This is a genomic window from Streptomyces sp. CNS606 (genome assembly GCF_000426325.1).
In genome coordinates, this window is sequence record NZ_AUFD01000008.1 from 177,131 (window position 1) to 201,898 (window position 24,768).

Annotated in this window: 19 protein-coding genes; 10 read left to right on the forward strand and 9 right to left on the reverse strand. The window is 72.1% G+C overall.

Annotation, left to right across the window (positions count from 1 at the left end):
• The 4 genes from K304_RS0105920 to panB all read right to left on the reverse strand — a co-directional run bounded on the left by K304_RS0105920 (position 1) and on the right by panB (position 3,749).
• A complete protein-coding gene (locus K304_RS0105920) occupies positions 1-816 on the reverse strand; it encodes a site-2 protease family protein (RefSeq protein ID WP_027762994.1) in 816 nt (271 codons plus the stop codon).
• Between the two features lie 29 nt (positions 817-845).
• A complete protein-coding gene (locus tag K304_RS0105925) occupies positions 846-1,709 on the reverse strand; it encodes an ABC transporter permease (RefSeq protein ID WP_027762995.1) in 864 nt (287 codons plus the stop codon).
• Positions 1,706-2,719: an ATP-binding cassette domain-containing protein gene (locus K304_RS0105930; protein ID WP_027762996.1), complete on the reverse strand. Its 1,014-nt coding sequence runs from the start codon at positions 2,717-2,719 to the stop codon at positions 1,706-1,708. The genes K304_RS0105925 and K304_RS0105930 overlap by 4 nt, the downstream gene beginning before the upstream one ends.
• A gap of 133 nt (positions 2,720-2,852) precedes the next feature.
• The gene (gene panB / locus K304_RS27530; RefSeq protein WP_037789332.1) at positions 2,853-3,749 is read right to left on the reverse strand and encodes a 3-methyl-2-oxobutanoate hydroxymethyltransferase; all 897 of its coding nucleotides are present in this window, start codon (positions 3,747-3,749) and stop codon (positions 2,853-2,855) included.
• 568 nt (positions 3,750-4,317) lie between these two features.
• Between panB and K304_RS0105940 the strand changes: the two genes are divergently transcribed.
• Positions 4,318-5,238: an endonuclease/exonuclease/phosphatase family protein gene (locus K304_RS0105940; RefSeq protein ID WP_486591595.1), complete on the forward strand. Its 921-nt coding sequence runs from the start codon at positions 4,318-4,320 to the stop codon at positions 5,236-5,238.
• A gap of 36 nt (positions 5,239-5,274) precedes the next feature.
• Here K304_RS0105940 and K304_RS0105945 read toward each other — a convergent pair whose 3' ends face one another.
• Positions 5,275-7,038, reverse strand: a complete 1,764-nt coding sequence (locus K304_RS0105945; protein ID WP_027762998.1) for an NAD+ synthase — start codon at positions 7,036-7,038, stop codon at positions 5,275-5,277.
• A gap of 148 nt (positions 7,039-7,186) precedes the next feature.
• Between K304_RS0105945 and K304_RS27535 the strand changes: the two genes are divergently transcribed.
• Both K304_RS27535 and K304_RS0105955 read left to right on the forward strand, forming a co-directional pair.
• On the forward strand, positions 7,187-8,272 hold the full coding sequence (locus K304_RS27535; protein WP_486591586.1) for a helix-turn-helix transcriptional regulator: 1,086 nt from the start codon (positions 7,187-7,189) through the stop codon (positions 8,270-8,272).
• A gap of 184 nt (positions 8,273-8,456) precedes the next feature.
• On the forward strand, positions 8,457-9,701 hold the full coding sequence (locus K304_RS0105955) for a S8 family serine peptidase (RefSeq protein WP_051307946.1): 1,245 nt from the start codon (positions 8,457-8,459) through the stop codon (positions 9,699-9,701).
• Between the two features lie 106 nt (positions 9,702-9,807).
• Here K304_RS0105955 and K304_RS0105960 read toward each other — a convergent pair whose 3' ends face one another.
• Positions 9,808-11,010, reverse strand: a complete 1,203-nt coding sequence (locus tag K304_RS0105960) for an aromatic acid exporter family protein (RefSeq protein WP_051307991.1) — start codon at positions 11,008-11,010, stop codon at positions 9,808-9,810.
• 280 nt (positions 11,011-11,290) lie between these two features.
• Between K304_RS0105960 and glnA the strand changes: the two genes are divergently transcribed.
• A complete protein-coding gene (glnA, locus tag K304_RS0105965; RefSeq protein ID WP_027763001.1) occupies positions 11,291-12,652 on the forward strand; it encodes a type I glutamate--ammonia ligase in 1,362 nt (453 codons plus the stop codon).
• Positions 12,653-12,898: 246 nt separating this feature from the next.
• Positions 12,899-15,916 (forward strand): bifunctional [glutamine synthetase] adenylyltransferase/[glutamine synthetase]-adenylyl-L-tyrosine phosphorylase, encoded by a 3,018-nt coding sequence (locus K304_RS0105970; RefSeq protein ID WP_027763002.1) that lies wholly within the window; start codon positions 12,899-12,901, stop codon positions 15,914-15,916.
• Positions 15,917-15,979: 63 nt separating this feature from the next.
• Here the strand turns inward: K304_RS0105970 and K304_RS27540 are convergent, their stop codons facing one another.
• Both K304_RS27540 and K304_RS0105980 read right to left on the reverse strand, forming a co-directional pair.
• The gene (locus K304_RS27540) at positions 15,980-16,861 is read right to left on the reverse strand and encodes a phosphatase PAP2 family protein (RefSeq protein WP_037789333.1); all 882 of its coding nucleotides are present in this window, start codon (positions 16,859-16,861) and stop codon (positions 15,980-15,982) included.
• 93 nt (positions 16,862-16,954) lie between these two features.
• Complete coding sequence (locus K304_RS0105980) at positions 16,955-17,983, reverse strand: LacI family DNA-binding transcriptional regulator (RefSeq protein WP_027763003.1); 1,029 nt, start codon at positions 17,981-17,983, stop codon at positions 16,955-16,957.
• Positions 17,984-18,178: 195 nt separating this feature from the next.
• Here K304_RS0105980 and K304_RS0105985 point away from each other — a divergent pair, with 195 nt between their 5' ends.
• Genes K304_RS0105985 through K304_RS0106005 form a run of 5 tightly spaced genes read left to right on the forward strand, consistent with a single transcriptional unit; the run spans position 18,179 to position 24,060 of the window.
• A complete protein-coding gene (locus tag K304_RS0105985; RefSeq protein ID WP_027763004.1) occupies positions 18,179-19,447 on the forward strand; it encodes an extracellular solute-binding protein in 1,269 nt (422 codons plus the stop codon).
• A 14-nt stretch (positions 19,448-19,461) separates the two neighbouring features.
• Entirely contained in the window at positions 19,462-20,511 is a 1,050-nt protein-coding gene (locus tag K304_RS0105990; protein ID WP_027763005.1) for a carbohydrate ABC transporter permease, read from the forward strand.
• 2 nt (positions 20,512-20,513) lie between these two features.
• The gene (locus K304_RS0105995; protein ID WP_199779563.1) at positions 20,514-21,344 is read left to right on the forward strand and encodes a carbohydrate ABC transporter permease; all 831 of its coding nucleotides are present in this window, start codon (positions 20,514-20,516) and stop codon (positions 21,342-21,344) included.
• A gap of 47 nt (positions 21,345-21,391) precedes the next feature.
• Positions 21,392-23,041, forward strand: a complete 1,650-nt coding sequence (locus tag K304_RS0106000; RefSeq protein WP_027763007.1) for a glycoside hydrolase family 13 protein — start codon at positions 21,392-21,394, stop codon at positions 23,039-23,041.
• Complete coding sequence (locus tag K304_RS0106005) at positions 23,038-24,060, forward strand: LacI family DNA-binding transcriptional regulator (RefSeq protein ID WP_037789334.1); 1,023 nt, start codon at positions 23,038-23,040, stop codon at positions 24,058-24,060. The genes K304_RS0106000 and K304_RS0106005 overlap by 4 nt, the downstream gene beginning before the upstream one ends.
• A gap of 169 nt (positions 24,061-24,229) precedes the next feature.
• Here the strand turns inward: K304_RS0106005 and K304_RS0106010 are convergent, their stop codons facing one another.
• Positions 24,230-24,730 carry a hypothetical protein gene (locus tag K304_RS0106010; protein ID WP_027763009.1) on the reverse strand — a complete coding sequence of 167 codons (501 nt, stop codon included), beginning with the start codon at positions 24,728-24,730 and terminating at the stop codon, positions 24,230-24,232.
• Positions 24,731-24,768: the final 38 nt, after the last annotated feature.

Below are 24,768 nucleotides of genomic sequence, written 5' to 3' on the forward strand. Positions count from 1 at the left end.
TCACCGGCCGAGCGTCACCGGCACGAGGCCCGCCGACGGGTCGCCGTCCCAGAAGCGGAAGTACTCCAGCCCGTAGTACGTCTCGCCCTGCCCCACGCCGAGCATGCCGAGCACCGCGTCGACGACGTCCCAGAACACGGCCCCGATCCCCGGGATCCACAGGCAGGCGAACACGATCAGCAGGCCGAACGGTGCGAACGGCTCCGCCTGCCTCCGGGCCGACGGCGACAGCCAGGGCTCGATCACCCCGTAGCCGTCCAGCCCCGGGACCGGCAGGAGGTTCAGGATCGCCGCCGTCACCTGGAGCAGCGCCAGGAACGCCAGTGCGAACCGGAACGGCGCCGGCATCGTGTCGACGGTGCCCAGCCACCACGGCGCGGTGAGCGCGAGCGCGAAGGCCACGTTGGTCAGCGGCCCGGCCGCCGAGACGAGGCTGTGCCGCAGCCGGCCCCGGATGCGGTCCCGCTCGACGAACACCGCGCCGCCCGGCAGGCCGATGCCGCCCAGGATCACGAACAGCACCGGCAGCACGATGCTGAGCAGCGCGTGCGTGTACCGCAACGGGTTCAGCGTCAGGTAGCCCTTGGCGGCCACCGTGTGGTCACCGCCATGCAGCGCCGTGCGCGCGTGGGCGTACTCGTGGAGGCACAGCGAGACGATCCAGCCGGAGACCACGAACAGGAAGACCGCGACGCCGGTCGCCCGCGCGAAGTCCGTCCACACGGCCCAGCCCGACACCGCGAGCACCGCCACCAGGCCCAGGAAGACCGGGCTCGGACGGCGGTGCTCACGTTTCGGCGCGACAGCGGAGGTCATGGGGCCCGACAGTACCGGGCCCCCTCCGGTCAGGTCTTCTTGCGGAAGGTGTTGATGGCCAGCGGGGCGGTGACCGCGGTCAGGCCGACCGACCACACCAGCGTCCACAGCAGCGGCCCGCCCACGTCGCCGGTGCCGCCCATCAGCACGCGGGACACGTCCGCCACGTGCGTGAGCGGGTTGACGTCGGTGAACGCCTCCAGCCAGCCCGGCATCGTGCCCGTCGGCACGAAGACCGACGAGCCGAACTGCAGGGGCATCAGCACCAGGAAGGACACGCCCTGCACGGCCTGCGCGGTCCGCATGGTCAGACCCAGCAGCATGAAGATCCACACCAGGGACGCGCCGAAGAGCGTGGTCAGGCCGATCGCGGCGAGCATGCCGAGCACGCTGCCCTGGAGCTCGTAGCCGACCAGGAAACCGACCGTCAGCAGCACCACGATGGCGATCAGCATGCGGCCGATCTCCACCACGACCTTCGCGATCAGCACCGAGGACCGGGCGATGGGCATGGACCGGAAGCGGTCCATCACGCCCTTGCGGAAGTCCTCGTTGATGCCGGTGCCCACCGCCATGGCGATGTTCATGCCCATCATCGCCATCATCCCGGGGATGAGGTACGCGGTGTAGACGTCCCGGTCGGCGTCGCCGGAGATGGCGCCGCCGAAGACGTACACGAAGAGCAGGGTGAAGATGATGGGCATCAGCAGTGCGTCCATCATCGACTCGGGGTCCTGCTTGATCTGGAGCGCGTTGCGGCGCACCAGGGCCCCGACGTGCCGCACGTTGGCGCGCAGCCCGATCCGGTCCTCGCCCGAGCCGGGCCTGACCGACGGAGCGGGGACGCGCGGTCCCGGACCGGACGCCTCGGGGGAAACGGTGGCGGTGCTCACGCCGTGACCTCCTCGTTCTCGGGCTCGGACTCCTGATGCGTGGCCCGCTGGCCGGTGATGGCCAGGAACACCTCGTCCAGGCTGGGCAGATGGGTGGCGATGTCGGCGATCCCGAAACCGCGCACGCCCAGCAGCCCGACCACGGCGGTCAGCTGCTCGTCACTGATGATCGGCACGCTGACGACGCCGCGCTCCGCGTCGGCCGTGGCACCGGAGATGCCGTCCAGGCCCGCCTCGGCCAGCGCGCCGGCCATCGCCCGCAGGTCGCCGGTGTCGGCCGGGCGGATCTCCAGGGTGCGGCCGCCGACCTTCGCCTTCAGCTCCGGCACCCGGCCCTCCGCGATCACCTTTCCCTGGTCGACGACGGTCAGCTCGCTCGCCAACTGCTCCGCCTCCTCCATGTACTGGGTGGTCAGCAGCACGGTGTTGCCGTCGGCGACGATGTGCTTGACCTCGTCCCACACCTCGTTGCGGGTGCGCGGGTCGAGACCTGTGGTGGGCTCGTCCAGGTACAGCACCCGGGGGCGGCCGATCATGGACGCGGCCAGGTCGAGGCGGCGGCGCATGCCGCCGGAGTACTTGCTCACCGGCTTGCGGGCCGCCTCCGTCAGCGAGAACCGCTCCAGCATCTCGTCCGCCCGGCGGCGCGCGTCCCGGCGCGGGAGGTCGAGCAGCCGGCCGATCATGTAGAGGTTCTCCCAGCCGGACAGCTTCTCGTCCACCGAGGCGTACTGGCCGGTGAGTCCGATGGTGCGGCGCAGCCGGCGCGGCTGGCGCACCACGTCGTAGCCCGCCACGGTGGCCGTGCCGGCGTCCGGCGCCAGCAGCGTGGACAGAATCCGGACCAGGGTCGTCTTGCCCGCGCCGTTCGGCCCGAGGACGCCCATGACGGTGCCCTCGCGCACCGTGAGGTCGATGCCGTCGACCGCCCGCGTCTCCCCGAAGTGCTTCACCAGTCCGCGGACCTCGACGGCGTTGCGTCCGTGGCCGGTGGCTTCCTGTCGCGTCATGGCCCCACGGTGACAGGCGCCACCGACAAACGGCCGACATCCCGCCTACAGGCGGGAGGCCGGCCGTACGTCGAGCGTGCGTCGCCCCCGTGCCGCCGGTACCCGGGCCGGCGCCGCGGGGGAGGCGACGCGGTCAGGAGAAGCTGTGCTCCGGCTGCGGGAACCCGCCGCCGGTGACGTCCTCGGCGAACGCCTTCGCGGCGCCGCCCAGCGTCTCCCGCAGCTGCGCGTACTGCTTCACGAAGCGCGGCAGCCTGCCCGGCGTCAGGCCCGCCATGTCCGTCCAGACCAGGACCTGCGCGTCGGTGTCCGGGCCGGCGCCGATGCCGACCGTGGGGATGTGCAGGGAACGGGTGACCTCCGCGGCCAGCTCGGCCGGCACCAGCTCCAGCACCACCGCGAACGCGCCCGCGTCCTGCGCGGCCTTCGCGTCCCGGACCAGCCGGTGCGCGTCCTCGTCGGAACGGCCCTGCACGCGGTAGCCCATGGCGTTCACGGACTGCGGCGTCAGGCCCAGGTGGGACATGACCGGGATGCCGGCGGAGACGAGCAGTTCGGTCTGGCGCAGCGAGCGTTCGCCGCCCTCCAGCTTCACCGCGCCGACGCCGGCCTCCTTGACCAGCCGGGTGGCGTTGCGCAGGGCCTGCTCGGGGCCCTCCTGGTACGAACCGAACGGCAGGTCGCCGACGACCAGGGCGCGCCGGGTGCCCCGTACGACCGCGGCGGAGAGGATCGCGATCTCGTCCATGGTGACGGGCACGGTCGTCTCGTACCCGAGGTGGCAGTTGCCCATCGAGTCGCCGACGAGCAGGACGGGGATGCCCGCGTCGTCGAAGACCGAGGCCGTCATCGCGTCGTAGGCGGTGAGCATCGGCCACTTCTCGCCGCGCTCCTTGGCGGCGGACAGGTCGCGGACGGTGATGCGGCGGTTCTGCGCGCCGCCGTAGAGCGACCTGGGGTTCTGGGCGGACGGTCCCGACTGGGCGGAGGTTTCAGGCTGGGCAGGCTGTGCCGACTGGGCAGGCGTCATCGCACTGGCTCCTGTGTCTCGTCGTCTCGTGGCGCCCCTGGGGGCGTCCCCGGATTCGGTTCCATGCTGGCACGGTTCGGGCGAAGGGGGGAACCCCTGACGCCGCGCGGGAGCCCCCTGCCCGCCCCTCGCCCGCCCCTCCGCCGTGCGCGGTGCGTTCCCGGGCGCGACGAAGGGTGATCCCCGCTGGTGGAGAGCGCGCGGAAGGGGCGCCGGCACCCCCGCGACGCGGCCGTTCGCAAGGGCGCACGGATATGCGTGTTCGGTCACAGCACGGCGCGCCACGCCCTCTCGCGGAACCCGGCGCGCGGTCGTGATCGTCCTGCAGACAGGAACGGATCACGGCCCGGAGGCGAGGTCGGGGGCGTGCCCCGCACGGTCGGCGGGCGGCCCGGCGATCACCTATCGTTCCCCGGACAGGCGAGGCGAGTGAGGACGGCGCATGGCACGGGCGTTCATGACGGAGGCCGAGCGGACCGACGGCGCGGGGCACGGACGGTTCCGCCGCTCCTTCCGCGGGCCGCGGGGCGGTTCGTCAGGAAACCGCGGCGGCTGGAGCGCTCCCGGCATGTGGCGGCGCGGGGTCCTGCTCGCCGCCCTGGCCCTCGGCCTGACCGCCCTCCTCCTGCTGCACGCCCGGGTGCCCAACGTGATCGGCAACCTCGGCTCCCTGTGGGAGACGTTCCTGCCCTGGGGCGGCCTGCTGATCCCTGTGCTGCTGGTGGGCGCCGTCGTCCGGCGGTCCGCCACCGCCCTGGTCGCGCTGCTGGCGCCCGCCGTGGCGTGGTGGAGTCTGTTCGGCGGGCTGATCAGCGACAAGACCGGCTCCGGCGGCGAACTCACCGTCGTCACGCACAACGTGAGCGCCGCCAACCCCGACCCCGGCGCCGCCGCCGACCAGTTGGCGGCCTCCGGCGCCGACGTGCTCGCGCTCCAGGAGATCGCCGGCGACCGCATCCCGCTCTACGAACGCGAACTCGCCGACGCCTACCCGCACCACGTCGTCATCGGCACCATCGGCCTGTGGAGCAAGGAGCCGCTGGAGGACGCCCGGCACGTCGACATCGACATCGGCTGGAAGCGCGCCCTGCGCGCCACGGTGCAGACGCCGCAGGGGGACGTGGCCGTGTACGTCGCGCACCTTCCCTCCGTGCGGGTCGAGTTCCGCTCCGGCTTCACCGCCGGCCAGCGCGACGACGCCGCCCGGCTGCTCGGCAGGGAGATCGCCGACGACCCCGTCGGCCGCGTGGTGCTGCTCGGCGACCTCAACGGCACGATGAACGACCGCGCCCTGGCGCCCGTCACCTCGCAGATGCGGTCCACCCAGGGCGCGGCCGGCGACGGCATGGGCTTCTCCTGGCCGGCGAGCCTCCCCATGGCCCGCATCGACCAGATCATGGTCAAGGACCTCGACCCGGTGTCGTCCTGGTCGCTCCCGGGCACCGGAAGCGACCACCTCCCCGTCGCGGCATCCGTGAACCTGCCGTAGCAGGAGTCGCGGGCCCGGGCGATCCGGACGGGCGGCTCAGCTCGCGGTGGTGCCGGTCTCGCGCCAGCGGTTGGTGACGGGGAGTCGGCGGTCCTTGCCGAACCCCTTGGCGGAGATCTTGGTGCCGGGCGGGTACTGGCGGCGCTTGTACTCCGCGGCGTCCGTCATGCGCAGCACCCGGGTCACGGTCTCCTCGTCGAAGCCCTGCGCGATGATCTCCGCACGGCCGCGGTCCTGGTCGACGTACAGGGCCAGGATGCCGTCCAGCACCTCGTAGTCCGGCAGCGAGTCCGTGTCCACCTGGTCGGGGCGCAGTTCGGCGCTGGGCGGCTTGCTGACGGAGTTCTCCGGAATCGGCGGCGTCCGGCCGGCGGCCTCGGCGGCCCGGTTGCGCCACCGGGCCAGCGCGAACACGGTCGACTTGTAGACGTCCTTGATCGGGCCGTACGCCCCGACCGAGTCGCCGTACAGCGTGGAGTAGCCGACGGCCAGTTCGGACTTGTTGCCGGGCGCCAGCACGATGTGGCCCTCCTGGTTGGAGAGCCCCATCAGCAGGGTGCCGCGCAGCCGGGACTGGAGGTTCTCCTCCGCGAGTCCGGTGAGCTCGACCGACGCCAGGTAGGCGTCGAACATCGGCGCGATGGGCACCGTGCGCAGGTCGAGTCCGGTGCGGCGGGCGAGGTCCTCCGCGTCCGAGAGCGAGTGCGCCGAGGAGTAGCGGGACGGCATCGCCACGCCGTACACGTTCTCCGCGCCGAGCGCGTCGCAGGCGAGGGCGGCGGTGAGTGCGGAGTCGATGCCGCCGGACAGCCCGATCAGCACCGAGCGGAAGCCGTTCTTCCGTACGTACGCCCGCAGTCCGGTGACCAGCGCCGTGTACACCTCCTCCGGGTCCTCCATGCGCGGGGCCTCCTCGCCGGTGACCTCCGGAGCGGCGGCCGGCAGCGGCCCCGCGGACAGCGTCAGGTGCTCGACGCGCAGCCCGTCGTCCACCGTCCCCGCGGGCACGTGCCCGGCCGCGGGCAGCTCCAGGTCGAGCACCACGCAGCCCTCCTCGAACTGCGGTGCCCGGGCCAGGACCCGGCCGTCGGCGTCGACGACGATGGAGTCGCCGTCGAAGACCAGCTCGTCCTGCCCGCCGACCGTCGCGAGGTAGGCGATGGTGCAGCCGGCCTCCTGCGCCCGCTTGCGCACCAGTTCCAGGCGGGTGTCGTCCTTCTCCCGCTCGTACGGCGAGGCGTTGATCGACAGCAGCAGCCCGGCCCCGGCGGTACGGGTCGCCGGGACGCGGCCGCCGTCCTGCCACAGGTCCTCGCAGATGGCCAGCGCGACGTCGACGCCGTGCACCCGCAGCACCGGCAGCGTCTCGCCGGGCACGAAGTACCGGAACTCGTCGAACACGCCGTAGTTGGGCAGGTGGTGCTTGGCGTAGGTGAGCACCACCTCGCCGCCGTGCAGCACCGCTCCGGCGTTCTGCGGAGCGCCCGCGGGCTGCCCGTAGCGGGGCTGTGCCTGCTCGCTGCGGTCGAGGTAGCCGACCACGATCGGCACCCCGCCCAGGCCCTCGTCGTCCAGCCGCCGCGCCAGCGTGCGCAGCGCGTCCCGGCTGGCCTCGACGAACGAGGACCGCAGCGCCAGGTCCTCGACCGGATAGCCGGTGAGCATCATCTCGGGGAACGCCACCAGGTGCGCCCCCTGCTCGACGGAGTGCCGCGTCCAGCGCAGGACGGCGTCGGCGTTCCCCTCGAGGTCGCCGACGGTGGAGTCGATCTGATTCAGCGCGATACGAAGTCGATGCACGCCCCCATCCTAATCGTCTTTCTGACGCGATCCGCCCGGGGCGGGAGGAGAAACGTTCCGCCGGAGCGAGGCGGCGGTCGGCTCGAGAAAGCTACTGGCGAGTTCGCGACATTGACGCGAACTCGCCAGTAGCATGAGGATGCCGGTCATGCTGGAGGCTCTCGATCTGGACCCCGTGCAGCAGCAGGCGTACGAGGCGCTGGTGGACGGCGCCGTCACCCTGCCCGAACTCCGCGCCGCCCTGGGGCCTTCCGGCCCTCGCGCCCGGGAGGTGCTGGCCTCTCTGGAGCGGCTCCGGCTCGTCGAACGGGTCGCCGGTGCGCGCGGCGAGTCCGACCGCTGGCTGCCCGTCGCGCCGGACGTGGCCTTCGAGACGCTGCTGACCGCGCGCGAGGAGCAGTTGCAGCGCGCCCGCCTGCACGTCCAGCTGCTCGCCACCCGCTACCGCGCCACGACCGGTGCCCGCGACCCCATGGACCTGGTGGAGGTGGTGATCGGGCGGGCCGCGGTGATCCGGGCCGTGGACCAGCTCCAGCGCAGCGCCCGCCACGAGGTGCGCGGCATCGACCGCCCGCCCTACGCCAACACCGGCCCGGACCGGACCGATCCGCGGACCGGGATGATGCCGCTCCAGGAGGAGACGATGCGTCGCGGCGTCGGCTACCGCGTCATCTACGACACCGCCGGCCTGCGCGGCACGGAGACCGTCGGGCCGTTCCACAGCGTCGACACCGATCTCGCCGCCTGCGCCGAACTCGGCGAGGACGCCCGCGTCATGAGCGGGACCCCCACCAAGCTGATGCTCGCCGACGACCGGTGCGGCGTCATTCCGCTGCGCACCACGCCGTACGAGGTCGTCAGCGGTGTCGTGGTCCACCCGTCCGGACTGCTGGAGGCCCTGGGCGGGCTGTTCGAGGTGCTGTGGGAGCGGGCACAGCCGCTGCACGGCGACCGGGAGGGTCCCGACCCGGACGACGCCAGGCTGCTCGCCCTGCTGACGACCGGGCTCACCGACCCGGTGATGGCCCGGCAGCTCGGCGTCAGCCACCGCACGTTCCAGCGGCGGCTGCGGGCGCTCATGGAGCGGGTCGGTGCGGCCACGCGCTTCCAGCTCGGAGCCCGCGCCACGGCGCTCGGATGGCTCGCCGACACCCGCGGGGCGTCGACCGGCGACGGAGGCGGCGCGCCCGGCCCGGCGGACGCCGTCCGCCCGCAGGGCGACCTCGGAGAGTGAAGCGGAGGCCACAGCTCCGCCCGCTGACCGACTCGACCCGTCTACGCGCGGCACCCGAAGGATGTCCGGTTCCTTCCGCGCCTTGTCCTGCTCGTGACATTGCGTTTGGCTGCTGATCGCTGCGCGCCCCACAGCGCAGCACGCGCTCCCCACAAGCGCGAACCCCCACACAAAGGAATTCCAGATGGCTCAGCAGCAGGGGTCCCCGCAGGGCAACTCGCACCGCCGCACGGCCGGCAAGCGCCGCAAGATCTCCGTCGCCGTCTCGGCCGCCGTGGCCACGGCCGCCGTCGGTACCGCCCTCGCCCTCCCCGCCACCGCCGCCCCGCCGCAGGGCACGGTCATCGGCGCACAGTCGGAGAAGGCCGTCGCGGGCAGCTACATCGTCACGATGAACAAGTCCGCCCTCTCGGCGAGCTCCGAGAGCGGCAAGGACGTCGTCGAGGAGCACGGCGGCAAGGTGAAGGACACCTTCACCCGCGTACTGGACGGCTACGCCGTCGCCATGTCCGGCCAGGAGGCCCGCGAACTCGCGGCCGACCCGGCCGTCGACGAGGTGTACGCGAACAAGAAGTTCACCACCACCGGCGAGCAGAGCAACCCCCCGAACTGGGGCCTGGACCGGGTCGACCAGACGGACCTGCCGCTGGACGACACCTACACCTACCCCGACGGCGGCGGCGAGGGCGTCACCGCGTACGTCATCGACACCGGCGTCCGCGTCTCCCACCAGGACTTCGGCGGCCGCGCCGTGGACGGCTACGACGCCGTCGAGGACGACGACGTCGCCCAGGACGGCAACGGTCACGGCACGCACGTCGCCAGCACCATCGCCGGCGAGGCGCACGGCGTCGCGAAGAAGGCCAAGATCGTCGGCGTCCGCGTGCTGGACGACCAGGGCTCGGGCACCACCGCCCAGGTCGTGGCCGGCATCGACTGGGTCGCCCAGAACGCCTCCGGCCCCTCGGTCGCCAACATGTCGCTGGGCGGTCCGGAGGACCCGGTCCTCGACGAGGCCGTCCAGAAGGCGATCGACGCCGGCATCAGCTTCGCCGTCGCGGCGGGCAACGACAGCTCCGACGCGGGCTCCTCGTCGCCGGCCCGCGTCCCGGACGCCATCACCGTCGGCGCCACCGACGACACCGACGCCCAGGCGAGCTTCTCCAACTACGGCTCGGTGCTGGACATCTACGCCCCCGGCGTGGACATCACGGCCGCCTGGAACACCGGTGACGACGCGACGAACACCATATCCGGCACCTCCATGGCCACCCCGCACGTGGCGGGCGTCGCGGCGCTCTACCTGGAGACGAACACCGGCGCCACCCCGGCGGACGTCTCCACGGCACTCACCGACGCCGCGGTCCCGGACGTCGTCGGCAACCCCGGCTCGGGCTCCCCGAACCTGCTGCTCAACGTGGTGAAGTGAAACTCGGTGGTGTCCTGACCCACTGAGCAGCGCGAGAACGCGGCCGCGGCCGCCCGGTTCCCACCGGGCCCGCGGCCGCGTTCCGTGTGAGCGGCCGCGATCCGCGTCAACCGCGGCGGAGGCGCGGCAGCAGGGCGAGGCGGCGGCGACGGTCGTGGCGCTCCCGGGCCGCCCGGTCCAGCTCCTCGGCGAGCCGCAACGACCGCTTCTCCACGGCCAGTTCGTCGAGGATGCGGTCGAACTCGGCCAGCAGCGCGCCGTGCAGCTGCCACTGGCGCGGGTGCTCCTGGACGCGGGCGAGCAGCAGCTGCGCCACCCGCTCCCGTACGGCGCCGCAGGCGGCCAGCTCGGTCTGCAGCTGCGTCTCGGCCTCCTCGGCGCTGCTGCTGACGGGGCTGGTGACCAGCACCGCGAAGCTGTACACCGCCTCCCCGACGTGGCGCAGCAGCTCCTGGACGGCCGCGACCGTCTCCGGCGGGAACAGCGGCTCGTCGTGCCGTTCCCGTGCCAGGTCGGTGAGCGTGCGGGACGTCGTGCGCACGACCACGGCGCAGATCTCCAGGGTGTCCAGCCCGGTGCGGAGCACGATCCGCGACAGGAGCGCCTCCTTCACCCGCGGGTTGAACCGCAGGCTCTCCTCCGCCCGCGTGAGGGAGGCGTCCACCAGCCCCACGTCGTGGTCGAGGCGGCGGGCGGCGTGGAGCTGGGTGCTGATGCGTTCCACCGGCGTACGCTCGCCCAGTTCGTCGCCGACGTGCCGCAGCAGCCACCACATGCGGCGGGCCAGCTGGAGGATCTCGTCCTCCGCCGGCTCGACCCACACCGGCGGCACGAAGAGGAAGTTGAACAGCAGGCCGACGCCCGCGCCGATCAACGTCTCGACGATGCGGACCAGGGCCAGGTCGGTGTGCTGGGTCACGCCGAGCACCAGCATCGCGCTGATCGCCACCTCGGGCACGAACTGGTGTGCGCGCACCAGGTGGCCCGCGGCCAGCGAGGCGAAGATCAGCAGCGCCAGGCTCCACCAGCTCAGCCCCACGATGTTGCTGAACCCCACCGCGATGGTCACCCCGGCCACCACGGCGTTCACGCGCCGGACGCCGCTGGTCAGCGTGGCGTACAGCGTCACCTGCACGACCAGCAGCGCGGTCAGCGGCGCCAGCAGCGGTGCCGGGGAATCGGTGAGGAGCAGTGCGACGACGAAGGCGAGAGTGGCCGCGGCGGTGGACCGGAACGTCTGCACGACGTCCGGGTTCTTGCGCAGCCGGGGCACTTCGGTGCGGAGCTTCCGCAGGGACTTGCGGGACACGGACTTCAGGGTTGCGGACAGTACGGGCACGGTGTGGTCCCTTCCCGCTCAGGGCGCTCCGAGACACCCGGACGGCCCTGCCGGGTGCCGGTCCCGCAACCCGGAACACCTCCGGCGACCCGGCTCCGACGCCCCGCCGGGCCCGGCCGCGGCGCGGGGGACACGGCCGGGTGCCGCGCGTGGCGGGAAACACGACGGAAACCGTGTGGTGGGATGATCCAGTGACGCGGTGTGCCCGGCGGCGTCGGAAAGGGCTTCTGAGCAGCGAGGATGGGTGGAAATGGACAAGCAGCAGGAATTCGTGCTCCGCACGCTCGAGGAGCGTGACATCCGGTTCGTCCGCCTCTGGTTCACGGACGTCCTCGGCTTCCTGAAATCCGTCGCGGTGGCGCCCGCGGAACTGGAGCAGGCCTTCGACGAGGGCATCGGCTTCGACGGCTCCGCCATCGAGGGCTTCGCCCGCGTGTACGAGTCCGACATGATCGCCAAACCGGACCCGAGCACGTTCCAGATCCTGCCGTGGCGCGCCGAGGCACCCGGCACGGCCCGCATGTTCTGCGACATCCTCATGCCCGACGGCTCCGCCTCCTACGCCGACCCCCGCTACGTGCTGAAGCGCACCCTGGCACGCGCCTCGGACCTGGGCTTCACCTTTTACACCCACCCCGAGATCGAGTTCTTCCTCCTCAAGGACAAGCCGGTGGACGGGCGCCGCCCCACCCCGGCCGACTCCTCCGGCTACTTCGACCACACCCCGCAGCACGTCGGGCAGGACTTCCGCCGTCAGGCCATCACCATGCTGGAGAACATGGGCATCTCGGTGGAGTTCTCCCACCACGAGGGCGCCCCCGGCCAGCAGGAGATCGACCTGCGGTACGCGGACGCCCTGTCCACGGCCGACAACATCATGACGTTCCGCCTGGTCATGAAGCAGGTCGCGCTGGAACAGGGCGTACAGGCGACGTTCATGCCGAAGCCGTTCTCGGAGTATCCCGGCTCCGGCATGCACACCCACCTCTCCCTCTTCGAGGGCGACCGCAACGCGTTCTACGAGTCCGGCGCGCCGTACCAGCTCTCCAAGGTCGGGCGGTCCTTCATCGCCGGCCTCCTGCGGCACGCGGACGAGATCTCGGCCGTCACCAACCAGTGGGTCAACTCCTACAAGCGCATCTGGGGCGGCTCCCAGCGCACCGCCGGCGAGGGCGGCGAGTCCCCGTCGTACATCTGCTGGGGCCACAACAACCGCTCCGCGCTGATCCGCGTCCCCATGTACAAGCCCGGCAAGACCGGCTCCACCCGGATCGAGGTCCGTTCCCTGGACTCCGGCGCCAACCCCTACCTCGCCTACGCCGTGCTGCTGGCCGCCGGCCTCAAGGGCGTCGAGGAGGGCTACGACCTGCCGGAGGGAGCGGACGACGACGTGTGGGCGCTGTCCGACGCGGAACGGCGCGCGATGGGCATCGAGCCGCTGCCGCAGAACCTCGGCGAGGCGATCGCTCTGATGGAGCGCAGCGAGCTGGTCGCCGAATGTCTCGGGGAGCACGTCTTCGACTTCTTCCTGCGCAACAAGAAGCAGGAGTGGGAGGAGTACCGCTCCGAGGTCACCGCCTTCGAGCTCCGCAAGTCCCTCCCGGTGCTGTAGCGCCGGGAAGCTCTCGTCCTCCCGCCCTCGGACGTCGCACGGTGTCACGCAGGACCTGGACCTTCCTCGCCGGGGAACCTCCCGAAGCGAGGGAGGCCGGGCACCCGGCGGCCGCGGGGCTTGCCCTCCCGGAGAAGCGGGAAGGGGGTACCTCTCACCCGCGGGGGCAGGGGGCGGGCGAGGCCGGGGACGGAACCCGGCGAAACGGGACCGGAACGCACACGCAACCAGCAAAGGCGGAACGCAGTGACCACGCACGGCGGCCGACGTGACACCCGATTCGGACGGCTGCTCCGCCGCGGCTTCACCGACCCCGCCGCCGCGGGCCGCTTCCTCGACGTCCCCGCCCTCGCGGGAGTCCACGACGCCCCGCTCCTCCTGGACGCCCTCGGCGCCACCGCCGACCCCGACCTCGCCCTGCGCGGTCTCGTGCACCTCGTCGAATCCCTCGCCGCGCAGGACGAACGCGCCGCGGGCGGCGCGGACAACGGCGCCCAGACCCTCCTCGACACCCTGCTCACCGCCAAGCCCCTCCGCGACCGCCTGCTCGGCGTGCTCGGCGCCTCCGAGGCGCTCGGCGACCACCTCGCCCGCCACCCGCACGACTGGAAGGCGCTGGCCACCTACGAGTCGGCCGACCTCCACCCCGGGCTGCCGGACTTCGAGGACGCCCTCGCGGAGGCCGCCGACCCGGACGCCCTGCGCGTCGCCTACCGCCGCTGCCTGCTGTCGCTCGCCGCCCGCGACGTGTGCGGCACCACCGAGCTGGCCGAGACCGCCGCCGAGCTGGCCGACCTGGCGACCGCCACCCTCCGCGCCGCGCTCGCCATGGCCCGGAGCGAGGAGCCCCAGGACGCGGCGGTCTGCAAGCTCGCCGTCGTCGGCATGGGCAAGTGCGGCGGCCGGGAGCTGAACTACGTCTCCGACGTGGACGTCATCTTCGTCGCCGAGCCCGCCGACGGGGCCGAAGAGGACAAGGCGCTCCAGGCCGCCGGCCGCCTCGCCGCCCGCCTGATGCGGATCTGCTCGGACACCACCCCCGAGGGCACCATCTGGCCCGTGGACGCCAACCTGCGCCCCGAGGGCCGCAACGGCCCGCTGGTGCGTACGCTCTCCAGCCACGTCGCCTACTACCAGCGGTGGGCCAAGACCTGGGAGTTCCAGGCGCTGCTCAAAGCCCGCCCGGTGGCCGGGGACCCGGCCCTGGGGCGCGAGTACTGCGAGGCCGTGGCGCCCATGGTGTGGCAGGCCGCGGAGCGGGAGAACTTCGTTCCCGACGTGCAGCAGATGCGCCGCCGCGTCGAGGCCAACATCCCGGCCGCGCACGTGGAGCGGGAACTCAAGCTCGGTCCGGGCGGCCTGCGCGACGTCGAGTTCGCCGTGCAGCTCCTCCAGCTCGTGCACGGCCGCTCCGACGGCACGCTGCGCAGCTCCACCACTCTCGACGCTCTCGAGGCGCTCGCCGCAGGCGGCTACGTCGGGCGGCAGGACGCCGCGGCGCTGGACGCCTCCTACCGCTTCCTGCGCACCATGGAGCACCGCATCCAGCTCCACCGCATGCGCCGCACCCACCTGATGCCCGAGGACGAGGCCGACCAGCGCCGCCTCGGCCGCTCGATGGGCTTCCGGGTCGAGCCGGTGGCCGAGCTGCACAAGGCGTGGCGGCGGCACGCGGCGTCGGTGCGGCGGCTGCACGAGAAGCTCTTCTACCGGCCGCTGCTGGACGCCGTCGCCCAGCTCGCGCCCGGTGAGACCCGGCTCTCCACCCGTGCCGCCACCCAGCGGCTGGAGGCCCTGGGCTACGCCGACCCGTCCGCCGCGCTGCGTCATCTGGAGGCGCTGGCCAGCGGCGTGAGCCGGAAGGCCGCCATCCAGCGGACGCTGCTGCCGGTGCTGCTGGGCTGGTTCGCCGACTCCGCCGACCCGGACGCCGGGCTGCTCGGCTTCCGCCAGATCTCCGACGCCCTCGGCAAGACCCCCTGGTACCTGCGGCTGCTCCGCGACGAGGGCGCCGCCGCCGAGAACCTCGCCCGGGTGCTCTCGGCGGGCCGCTTCGCCCCCGACCTGTTGCTGCGGGCCCCCGAGGCCGTCGCCCTGCTCGGCACGGCCGAACGGCTGGAGCCGCGCGGCCGCGACGCGCTCACCCAGGAGATCCTGGCGGCCGTCAACCGCGCCGACGACCCCGAGCAGGCCGTCGCCGCGGCCCGCGGCGTGCGGCGGCGCGAGCTGTTCCGCACGGCCGCCGCCGACATCGTCGGCGCCTACGGGACGGAGGAGTCGCCGGTCCCCGAGGACCCCGGCCCGGGCGTGGACCGCGTGGGCACCGCGCTGTCCGACATCAACGCGGCGACCCTGGCGGGCGCGCTGCGCGCCGCCGTGCGCGGCAAGTGGGGCGACGAACTGCCCACCCGCTTCGCCGTGATCGGCATGGGCCGCTTCGGCGGCCGCGAGCTGGGATACGGCTCGGACGCCGACGTGCTGTTCGTGCACGAACCGCGCGAGGGCGTCGGCGACGAGGAGGCGTCGAAGGCGGCCTTCGCCGTGGCCAACGAGATGCGGCGGCTGCTGCAGCTGCCGTCCGCCGACCCGCCGCTGCCGGTCGACGCCGACCTGCGCCCCGAGGGCAAGTCCGGGCCGCTGGTACGCACCCTGGCCTCCTACGCCGCCTACTACCAGCGCTGGTCGCAGGTCTGGGAGAGCCAGGCGCTGCTGCGCGCCGAGCCGGTCGCCGGCGACGCCGAGCTGGGCCGGAGGTTCACCGACCTGGTCGACCCGCTGCGCTATCCCGCCGAAGGGCTGGGGGAGGAGGCGGAGCGCGAGATCCGGCGGCTCAAGGCGCGGATGGAGGGTGAACGGCTGCCGCGCGGTGCCGACCCCACGACGCACACCAAGCTGGGCCGCGGCGGCCTGTCCGACGTGGAGTGGACCGTCCAGCTGCTGCAACTGCGGCACGCCTGGGCCGAGCCCGGCCTGCGCACCACCCGCACCCGGGAGGCGCTGGCCGCGGCGCACGCGGCCGGGCTGCTGGAGACCGAGGACGCGCAGACCCTCGACGAGGCATGGCTGCTGGCGACCCGGGTCCGCAACGCCGCGATGCTGGTGCGCGGCCGGCCCGGAGACACGTTCCCGTCCGAGCCCCGCGAACTGGCGGCCGTGGGCCGTTACCTCGGCTACGACGGCGGCACGGGCGAGATGGTCGACGACTACCGCCGTACGACCCGCCGCGCCCGCGCGGTGATGGAGCGGATCTTCTACGGGGCCTGACTCCCGGGGCGCCCCGGCGGGTCGGGCCGTACGCCTCGGGCCGTTCGCGTTGGGCCGTTCGGGTCAGGCCGTGGCCTGCCGCGAGGAGGCGGCTGGCGCCAGGGCGAGGTGCCGGGGCAGCCGGTGCGGCAGGTGCCCGTACCAGGTGTAGGCCAGGCCGTAGCCGAAGCCCAGGCACAGCACGCCGCCCACGGCGTCGAGCCAGAAGTGGTTGGCCGTCGCCACGATCACCACCAGCGTCGTGACCGGGTAGAGCACGCCCAGCACCCGCACCCACAGCGGCTTCGCCAGCACGGCGAGGGTGATGCCGCACCACACCGCCCAGCCGATGTGCATGGACGGCATCGCCGCGTACTGGTTGGACATGTCGGCGAGGTTGCCGGAGGCCATCGACCCCCAGGTGCCGTGCACCCGCACGGTGTCGACGAACCCGCCGCCCTCCATCAGGCGGGGCGGTGCCAGCGGGAAGAGGTAGTAGCCGACCAGGGCCACGCCGGTGGTCGCGAAGATGACCGTCCGGGTGGCTCCGTACCGTCCGGGGTGGCGGCGGAACAGCCACACCAGGACACCGATGGTCACCACGAAGTGCAGCGTCGCGTAGTAGTAGTTCATCGACACGATCAGCCATGTCACGCCGTTGACCGTGTGGTTCACGGACCGCTCCACCGCGATGCCGAGCAGGTGTTCGACGTGCCAGACCCAGTCGGCGTTGTGCATCGCCGCCGCCTGCTGTTCGGGCACCGCGTTGCGGATCATGGAATAGGTCCAGTAGCTGACCGCCACCAGTGCGATCTCGAACCAGATCCTCGGCCTGCGCGGACTCCGCATCCGGGTGACGAACGTACGCTTCCCCCCAGCCGCCCGGCCGGCCTCACGCGTCTCCTCGGAAGGTGTCGCGGCGGCCGACGGGCGGGCGACGCTGACCTTCGCTGTCGGTGCCCCCATGTGACGACAGTCTGCCAGATTCCGGTCCCGCGCCGATCATCCTTCGGTCGGGTGTTCATGTCGCCGCCTCACCCGTCCGGACGAGGGGAGGGCTCAGGGAACGGCCTCGGGGGCGGCCGCCGCCGTCGAGCCGCGGACCACCAGTTCGGGGAGGAAGACGAACTCGCTGTGCGGTGCCGGGGTGCCCCCGACCTCCTCCAGCAGCGCCCGCACCGCGGCCTGTCCCATGGCCTGGACCGGCTGCCGGATCGTCGTGAGCGGCGGGTCGGTGAAGGCGATCAGCGGCGAGTCGTCGAACCCGATGACCGACACCTGCGAAGGCACCGCCAGCCCGCGTTCCCGCGCCGCCCGTACGGCGCCCAGCGCCATCATGTCGCTGGCGCACACCACCGCCGTGCAGCCGCGTTCCAGCAGCGCCGTCGCCGCTGCCTGACCGCCCTCCAGCGTGTACAGCGAGTGCTCGATCATCCGTTCCGCCGCCGGGCCCGTGAGCCCCGTCTGCTCCTGGAGTGCCTGGAGAAAGCCCTCGGTCTTCCGCTGCACCGGCACGAAACGCCGCGGCCCGACGGCCAGCCCCACCATCCGGTGCCCGAGGGCGACCAGATGGGTGACGGCCAGCCGCATCGCCGCCCGGTCGTCCGGGGAGACGAAGGGCGCGCGGACCTTCGGCGAGAAGCCGTTGATGAGCACGAACGGCACACCCTGGCCGCGCAGCCGCTCGTAGCGCTGCGGGTCCGCGGTGGTGTCGGCGTGCAGCCCGGAGACGAAGATGATGCCCGCGACGCCGCGGTCGACCAGCATCTCCGTCAGCTCGTCCTCGGTGGAGCCGCCCGGCGTCTGCGTGGCCAGCACCGGCGTGTAGCCCTGGCGGGTCAGCGCCTGCGAGATCACCTGCGCGAAGGCGGGGAAGATCGGGTTCTCCAGCTCCGGGGTGATCAGCCCGACCAGGCCGGCGCTGCGCTGCCGCAGGCGCACCGGGCGCTCGTAGCCGAGGACGTCGAGGGCGGCGAGGACGGACTCGCGGGTGGCCGCGGAGACTCCCGGCTTGCCGTTGAGCACCCGGCTGACCGTCGCCTCGCTGACCCCCGCCTGGGCTGCGATGTCAGCCAGTCGTGCGGTCACGCTCCGGAACTGTACCGGCAGCGTCCCCGCGTGCACAGCGCGTCCCCCCTCGCGGGGCGCCGCGCAGGCGCCCGAGCATCACGGGTTTGCAGAAAATTGCCGCAAGGTCTTTCGCAAGGTCTTGCACGCTGTTACGTTCCTCGGCAGCCGGGCGCCCACTGAAGGTGACCGGGGCACACACCATGGGAGGACGACATGCGGCGTGGCATAGGGGCCACTGCGCTGGTCGCGGTGCTCGCGCTTGCGGCAACGGCTTGCGGCAGCGACGGCACGGACAGCGCGAAGGGTTCGGACGGGGAGATCTCCGGCACCGTCACCTACTGGGACACCTCGAACGATGCCGAGAAGGGCACGTACAAGAAGATCGCCGAGGACTTCGAGAAGAAGCACCCCAAGGTCGACGTGAAGTACGTGCACGTCAACTTCGGTGACGCCAACGCCAAGTTCAAGAACGCGGCGGGCGGCAACTCCGGCGCCCCGGACGTGATGCGCACCGAGGTCGCCTGGGTCGCCGACTTCGCCAACCTCGGCTACCTCGCGCCGCTGGACGGCACCCCGGCGCTCGCGGAGACCGACGACTACCTCGACGCCCCCGTCGGCAGCACGAAGTTCGAGGGCAAGACCTACGCCGTGCCGCAGGTCACCGACACGCTCGGGCTCTTCTACAACAAGGAACTGCTGGAGAAGGCCGGCGTCGAGGTGCCGAAGACCTTCGACGACCTGAAGAAGGTCTCCGAGACCGTCCAGCAGAAGACCGACGCCGACGGCTTCTACCTCCGCGGCGACGACCCGTACTGGTTCCTGCCCTACCTCTACGGCGAGGGCGGCGACATGGTCGACGCGAAGAACAAGAAGATCACCATCGACGACGGCGGCGGCGCCCGCGCCTTCGCCACCATGAAGGAACTGGTCGACTCCGGAGCCGCCGTCACCGACGCCACCGGCGGCCAGGAGAACGGGCTCAAGGCCTTCCAGGACGGCGACGTCGCGATGATGATCGACGGTCCGTGGGACATCGCGGGCGCCTTGGAGGGGAAGGCGTTCGAGGACTCCGCGAACCTCGGCGTCGCCGCCGTCCCGGGCGGCAGCAAGGCCCAGGGCGCCCCGCAGGGCGGCTGGAACCTCTCCGTCTACGCCGGTTCCGCCAACCTCGACGCGGCCTACGAGTTCGCCAAGTACATGTCCTCCGCCGAGGTGCAGCAGCGGACCACCGAGGAGCTCAGCCTGCTGCCCACCCGCGCCTCCGTCTACGAGGAGAAGTCGGTGCAGGACGACACGATGGTGCAGTTCTTCAAGCCGGCCGTCGACAAGGCCCACCAGCGCCCCTGGATCCCCGAGGCCAACTCCCTCTTCGAGCCCATCCGCGTCCAGATGAACGAGGTGCTCTTCGGCGGCACCAGCCCGAAGGACGCCGCGCAGAAGACCGGCGACGAGTTCGGCAAGCTGCTCGAGGACTACAAGTAAGGGCTGACCGACCCATGGCTGTGGACACCGGCCGGTCGGCGGTCACGGCCGCGGGCGGAGACGACTCCGCCCGCGGCCGCGACCGCGCGAGGGCCCACACGAAGCACGACACGACGAAGTCTCCCGGCGGCAAGGCCCCCGGGCCGCTGCGCCGGGCTCTGGCCCGGCACTGGTACGCCTGGACGATGATCGCCCCGGTGGTCGCCGTCATCGCGGTGATCATCGGCTACCCGCTCGGCCGCGGCCTCTACCTGTCGCTGACCGACGCCGACGAGGCCAACGTCGAACGGCACATCGGCGTCAACGTCATCCCGGCGACCTACGAGTTCGTCGGCCTCGACAACTACGTCGACATCCTCACCGGCCCCGTCTTCTGGAGCCGCCTGGGCTGGACGCTCATCTGGACCGTCGGCTGCGTGAGCGTCACCTTCCTGCTCGGCCTGACCCTCGCCAACATGCTCAACCGGCAGATCAAGGGCCGCACCTTCTACCGCATCGCGATGATCGTCCCCTGGGGCGTGCCGGCGTTCGTGTCCGTCTTCGCCTGGCGGATGCTCTACAACGAGAAGTACGGCATCCTCAACCAGATCCTCTCCGGCGGCGGCATCGACTCCGTGCCGTGGCTGAGCGACCCCACCTGGGCCAAGCTCGCCGTCATCGCCGTCAACGTCTGGCTCGGCGTCCCCTTCATGATCGTCGCCATGCTGGGCGCCCTCCAGTCCATCCCCGGCGAGCTGTACGAGGCCGCCGAGATGGACGGCGCCTCCCCCTGGCAGCGGTTCACCAACATCACGCTGCCCGGCGTCCGTTCGGTCAGCAGTACGGTGATCCTGCTCAGCACCATCTGGACGTTCAACATGTTCCCGGTCATCTTCCTGCTCACCCGCGGCGGACCGGGCGACTCCACCGAGATCCTGGTGACCTACGCCTACCGGCTGTCCTTCATGAACAGCCCGCGCGACTTCGCGACCTCCGCCGCCTGGGGCGTGCTCATCCTGCTTCTGCTCTCGGTGTTCACCGTCTTCTACCGCCGGACGCTGCGCAAGCAGGGAGAGGTGTGGTGACCATGCGCACCTATACGAGGAGCCCGCTGGCCTCCGCCGGACTGCACGCGGGTCTGCTGCTCGGCACCGTCATCGCGCTGTTCCCGCCGCTGTGGCTGGTGGTGACCTCCTTCAAGCCGAAGAACCAGGCGTTCAGCACCGCGCTGGTGCAGGACTTCACCTTCGAGAACTACGACCACGTCCTCGCCGACACCCACTTCCTGGACTGGTTCGGCAACTCGCTGGTCGTCGTCCTCGGCACCACCGTGATCGGCGTGTTCATCGCCTCCACCACCGGCTACGCGCTCAGCCGCTTCCGCTTCCCCGGGATGCGGCCGCTGTTGTGGACGCTGCTCGTCACCCAGATGTTCCCGATGGCGGTACTCATCGTGCCGCTCTACAACACGATGGCCACCCTCGGCCTGCTCAACCAGCCGGCCGGTCTGATCATCACCTACCTGACCATCGCGGTGCCGTTCTGCGCCTGGATGATGAAGGGCTTCTTCGACACCGTGCCCGTCTCCATCGACGAGTCCGGCCGCGTCGACGGCCTCTCGCCCTTCGGCACCTTCTGGCGGCTCATCATGCCGCTGGCCAAGCCCGGCCTCGCCGTCACCGGCTTCTACACCTTCGTCACCGCCTGGGCCGAGGTCGCCTACGCCACCGCGTTCATGACCGGCGAACCGAACATGACCCTCGCCGGCGGCCTGCAGACCTTCGTCAACCAGTACGGCGCCGACTGGGGATCGATGACCGCCGCCGCCGTCGTCATCGCCGTCCCCGCCGCGCTCGTCTTCGGCTTCGCACAGCGCTACCTCGTGTCCGGCATGACCGCCGGCGCCGTCAAGTCCTGACCGGCACGCACACGTTCACGGACCACCCTTTCGAACCCAGGGAAGACATGACCCAGCTCTCACCGGCCACGACCACCGACCCCACCGGCCGTGCACCGGGCGCCGAGACACGCCCGGGCTGGTGGCGCGACGCCGTCATCTACCAGGTCTACCCGCGCTCCTTCGCCGACGGCAACGCCGACGGCATGGGCGACCTCGCCGGCGTACGGCAGCGCCTGCCGTACCTCGCCGGCCTGGGCGTCGACGCCGTCTGGCTCAGCCCCTTCTACGCATCCCCGCAGGCCGACGCCGGCTACGACGTCGCCGACTACCGCGTCATCGACCCCATGTTCGGCGACCTCTCCGACGCCGAGGCGCTCATCCGCGACGCCCACCGCCTGGACCTGCGCGTCATCGTCGACCTGGTGCCCAACCACTCCTCCGACCAGCACGACTGGTTCCAGCGGGCGCTCCGCGAGGGCCCCGGCTCACCCGCCCGCACCCGCTACCACTTCCGCCCCGGCAAGGGCGCGGACGGCGCACAGCCCCCGAACGACTGGGAGTCCATTTTCGGCGGCCCCGCCTGGACGCGCACCAAGAACCCCGACGGCACTCCCGGCGAGTGGTACCTGCACCTCTTCGCCCCCGAACAGCCCGACTTCAACTGGGACTGCCCCGCCGTGCGCGACGAGTTCCGCACCGTGCTGCGCTTCTGGCTCGACCTGGGCGTCGACGGCTTCCGCATCGACGTCGCCCACGGCATGGTCAAGGCCGACGGCCTCCCCGACATGGGCCAGGGCGACCAGCTCAAGCTGCTCGGCAACCAGGTCCTGCCGTTCTTCGACCAGGACGGCGTGCACGAGATCTACCGCGACTGGCGGCAGATCCTCGAGGAGTACGGCGGCGACCGCATCGGCGTCGCCGAGGCATGGACCCCCAGCGCCGACCGCACCGCCCTCTACCTGCGCCCCGACGAGCTCCACCAGGCGTTCAACTTCCACTACCTCGACGCCGGCTGGGACGCCGGCGCGCTGCGCCGCGTCATCGACGAGTCGCTGGACTCCATGCGGCCGGTCGGCGCCGCCACCACCTGGGTGCTGTCCAACCACGACGTGGTCCGGCACCGCACCCGCCTCGGCGACGACCTCGACCGGGCCCGCGCCGCCACCCTGCTGATGCTGGCGCTGCCCGGGTCCGCGTACGTCTACCAGGGCGAGGAACTGGGGCTCCCCGAGGTCACCGACCTGCCGGACGAGGTGCGGCAGGACCCGTCCTTCTTCAAGTCCAACGGCCAGGACGGGCTCCGCGACGGCTGCCGTGTGCCCCTGCCGTGGTCCTCGGGCGGCTCCTCGTACGGCTTCGGCGACGGCGGCGCCTGGCTGCCGCAGCCGCGCAGCTGGGGCGGGCTGAGCGTCGAGGCGCAGACCGGCGACCCGGCCTCCACCCTGGAGCTGTACCGGCGCGCGCTGCGCGTCCGCCGGGAGCACCCCGACCTGGGCGCCGGCGACGCCGTGGAGTGGCTGCCCGCACCCGAGGGCGTGCTCGCCTTCCGGCGCGGCGCCTTCGTCTGCACCGCCAACACCGGCGCCCAGCCGGTCGAGCTGCCCGCCCTCCCCGGGCGCCGGCTCCTCTCCAGCCGCGCCGGGCTGACCTCCGACACGCCCGCCGACGGCACCACCCTGCCCGCCGACACCACCGTCTGGTGGTCCGCCGTATGACGACGCTGCCGACCGCCGCACGCCTCGCCGACCTCGCCCTCCAGGCGAACGTCAGCGAGGCGACGGTCAGCCGGGTCCTCAACGGCAAGTCCGGCGTGGCCGCCGCCACCCGGCAGAAGGTCCTCGCCGCGCTGGACGTCCTCGGCTACGAGCGCCCGGTACGGCTGCGGCAGCGCAGCGCCGGACTGGTCGGGCTGGTCATCCCGGAGCTGACCAACCCCATCTTTCCCGCGTTCGCGCAGGTCATCGAGCAGGCGCTGAGCGGATACGGCTACACGCCGGTGCTCGGCACGCAGATGCCCGGCGGCGCCACGGAGGACGAGCTGGTCGACCAGCTCGTCGAACGCGGCGTCACCGGCATCATCTTCCTCTCCGGCCTGCACGCCGACCTCTCCGCCGACCCCGAGCGGTACGCCCGCCTGACCGGGCGCGGCGTGCCGTACGTGCTGATCAACGGCTACAACGACCGCGTCCAGGCGCCGTTCGTCTCGCCGGACGACCGTGCGGCGGCCGGGATGGCCGTACGGCACCTCGCCGACCTCGGCCACCGTCGCATCGGCCTCGCCGTCGGCCCGGCCCGCTTCGTGCCGTCCCTCCGCAAGGCAGAGGGCTTCACGGCGGCGCTGGCCTCGTCCGACGGCGTCACCGGCTGCGTCCAGCACACCCTCTTCACCGTCGAGGGCGGCCACGCGGCGGCCGGCGCCCTGCTGGACGAGGGCTGCACCGGCATCGTCTGCGGCAGCGACCTGATGGCGCTGGGCGCCGTGCGCGCCGCGCGCCAGCGCGGCCTGTCCGTGCCGGGCTCCGTGTCCGTCGTCGGCTACGACGACTCCCAGCTCAACGCCTTCACCGACCCGCCCCTGACCACCGTCCGCCAGCCCGTCCGCGCCATGGCGAACGCCGCCGTGCACGCCCTCCTGGAGGAGATCGGCGGCAACCCCGTCCAGCGCACCGAGTTCGTCTTCCAGCCCGAGCTGGTCGTCCGCAACTCCACGGGCGCCGCCCCGGACACGGCCTGACCCTGCTGTTCGATTGCGTCTTCGGTGTCGACGTCGAGGAGGGAGGGGAGCGCGGATGTGCCGTCGAACAGCAGGAAGAGGGCCCGAGGGTGATGAACACAGCTCCGCCTGCCAAGGGGACCAGGGCGGAGCGTACGAGGCTGCGGGTGAGTGTTCGTGCGGAACCGGTTCAGGATGCGGACGCGCGAGCGGCGGTCGGGGCGGGGCAGGCGTCGGCGGTGGCCAGGCGCCGCAGGGCGGCCTCGGCCAGCAAGCCGATGGAGGCCAGCGCGACCAGCGGCTGCAGCGGCGCCCAGTAGCTCAGCGCGCCGGAGGTGCCCAGCAGAAGCAGCACCAGCTTGTTGCAGACCGGACAGCCGACGGCGAAGAAGGACAGCACACCGCCCACCGAGCCGAGACGCCCGGCGGTGGGAGTCCCCGCGGCATCCGGTGTACGGATGTAGGTGGCCAGCACGATGCCGGCCAGGGCCGCGGTCACGGCGAGCGTGGGGTAGTTCCACCACTGCACGGGGACGGACCGGGAGAAGAGCGGATTGGGCACCACGTCGGTCGGCATGCCGACCAGCAGTGCGGTGACGAGGGCGCCTGCGGCGGCGGTGGCCCATCGGTTGTGGGGCCAGCCGGTCAGTGAGCGGGCCGCACGGCGAGGCGACCTACTGGAAGAAGTCACGACAAAGAGCTCCTGATTCCGAGATGTGTCACGGACGC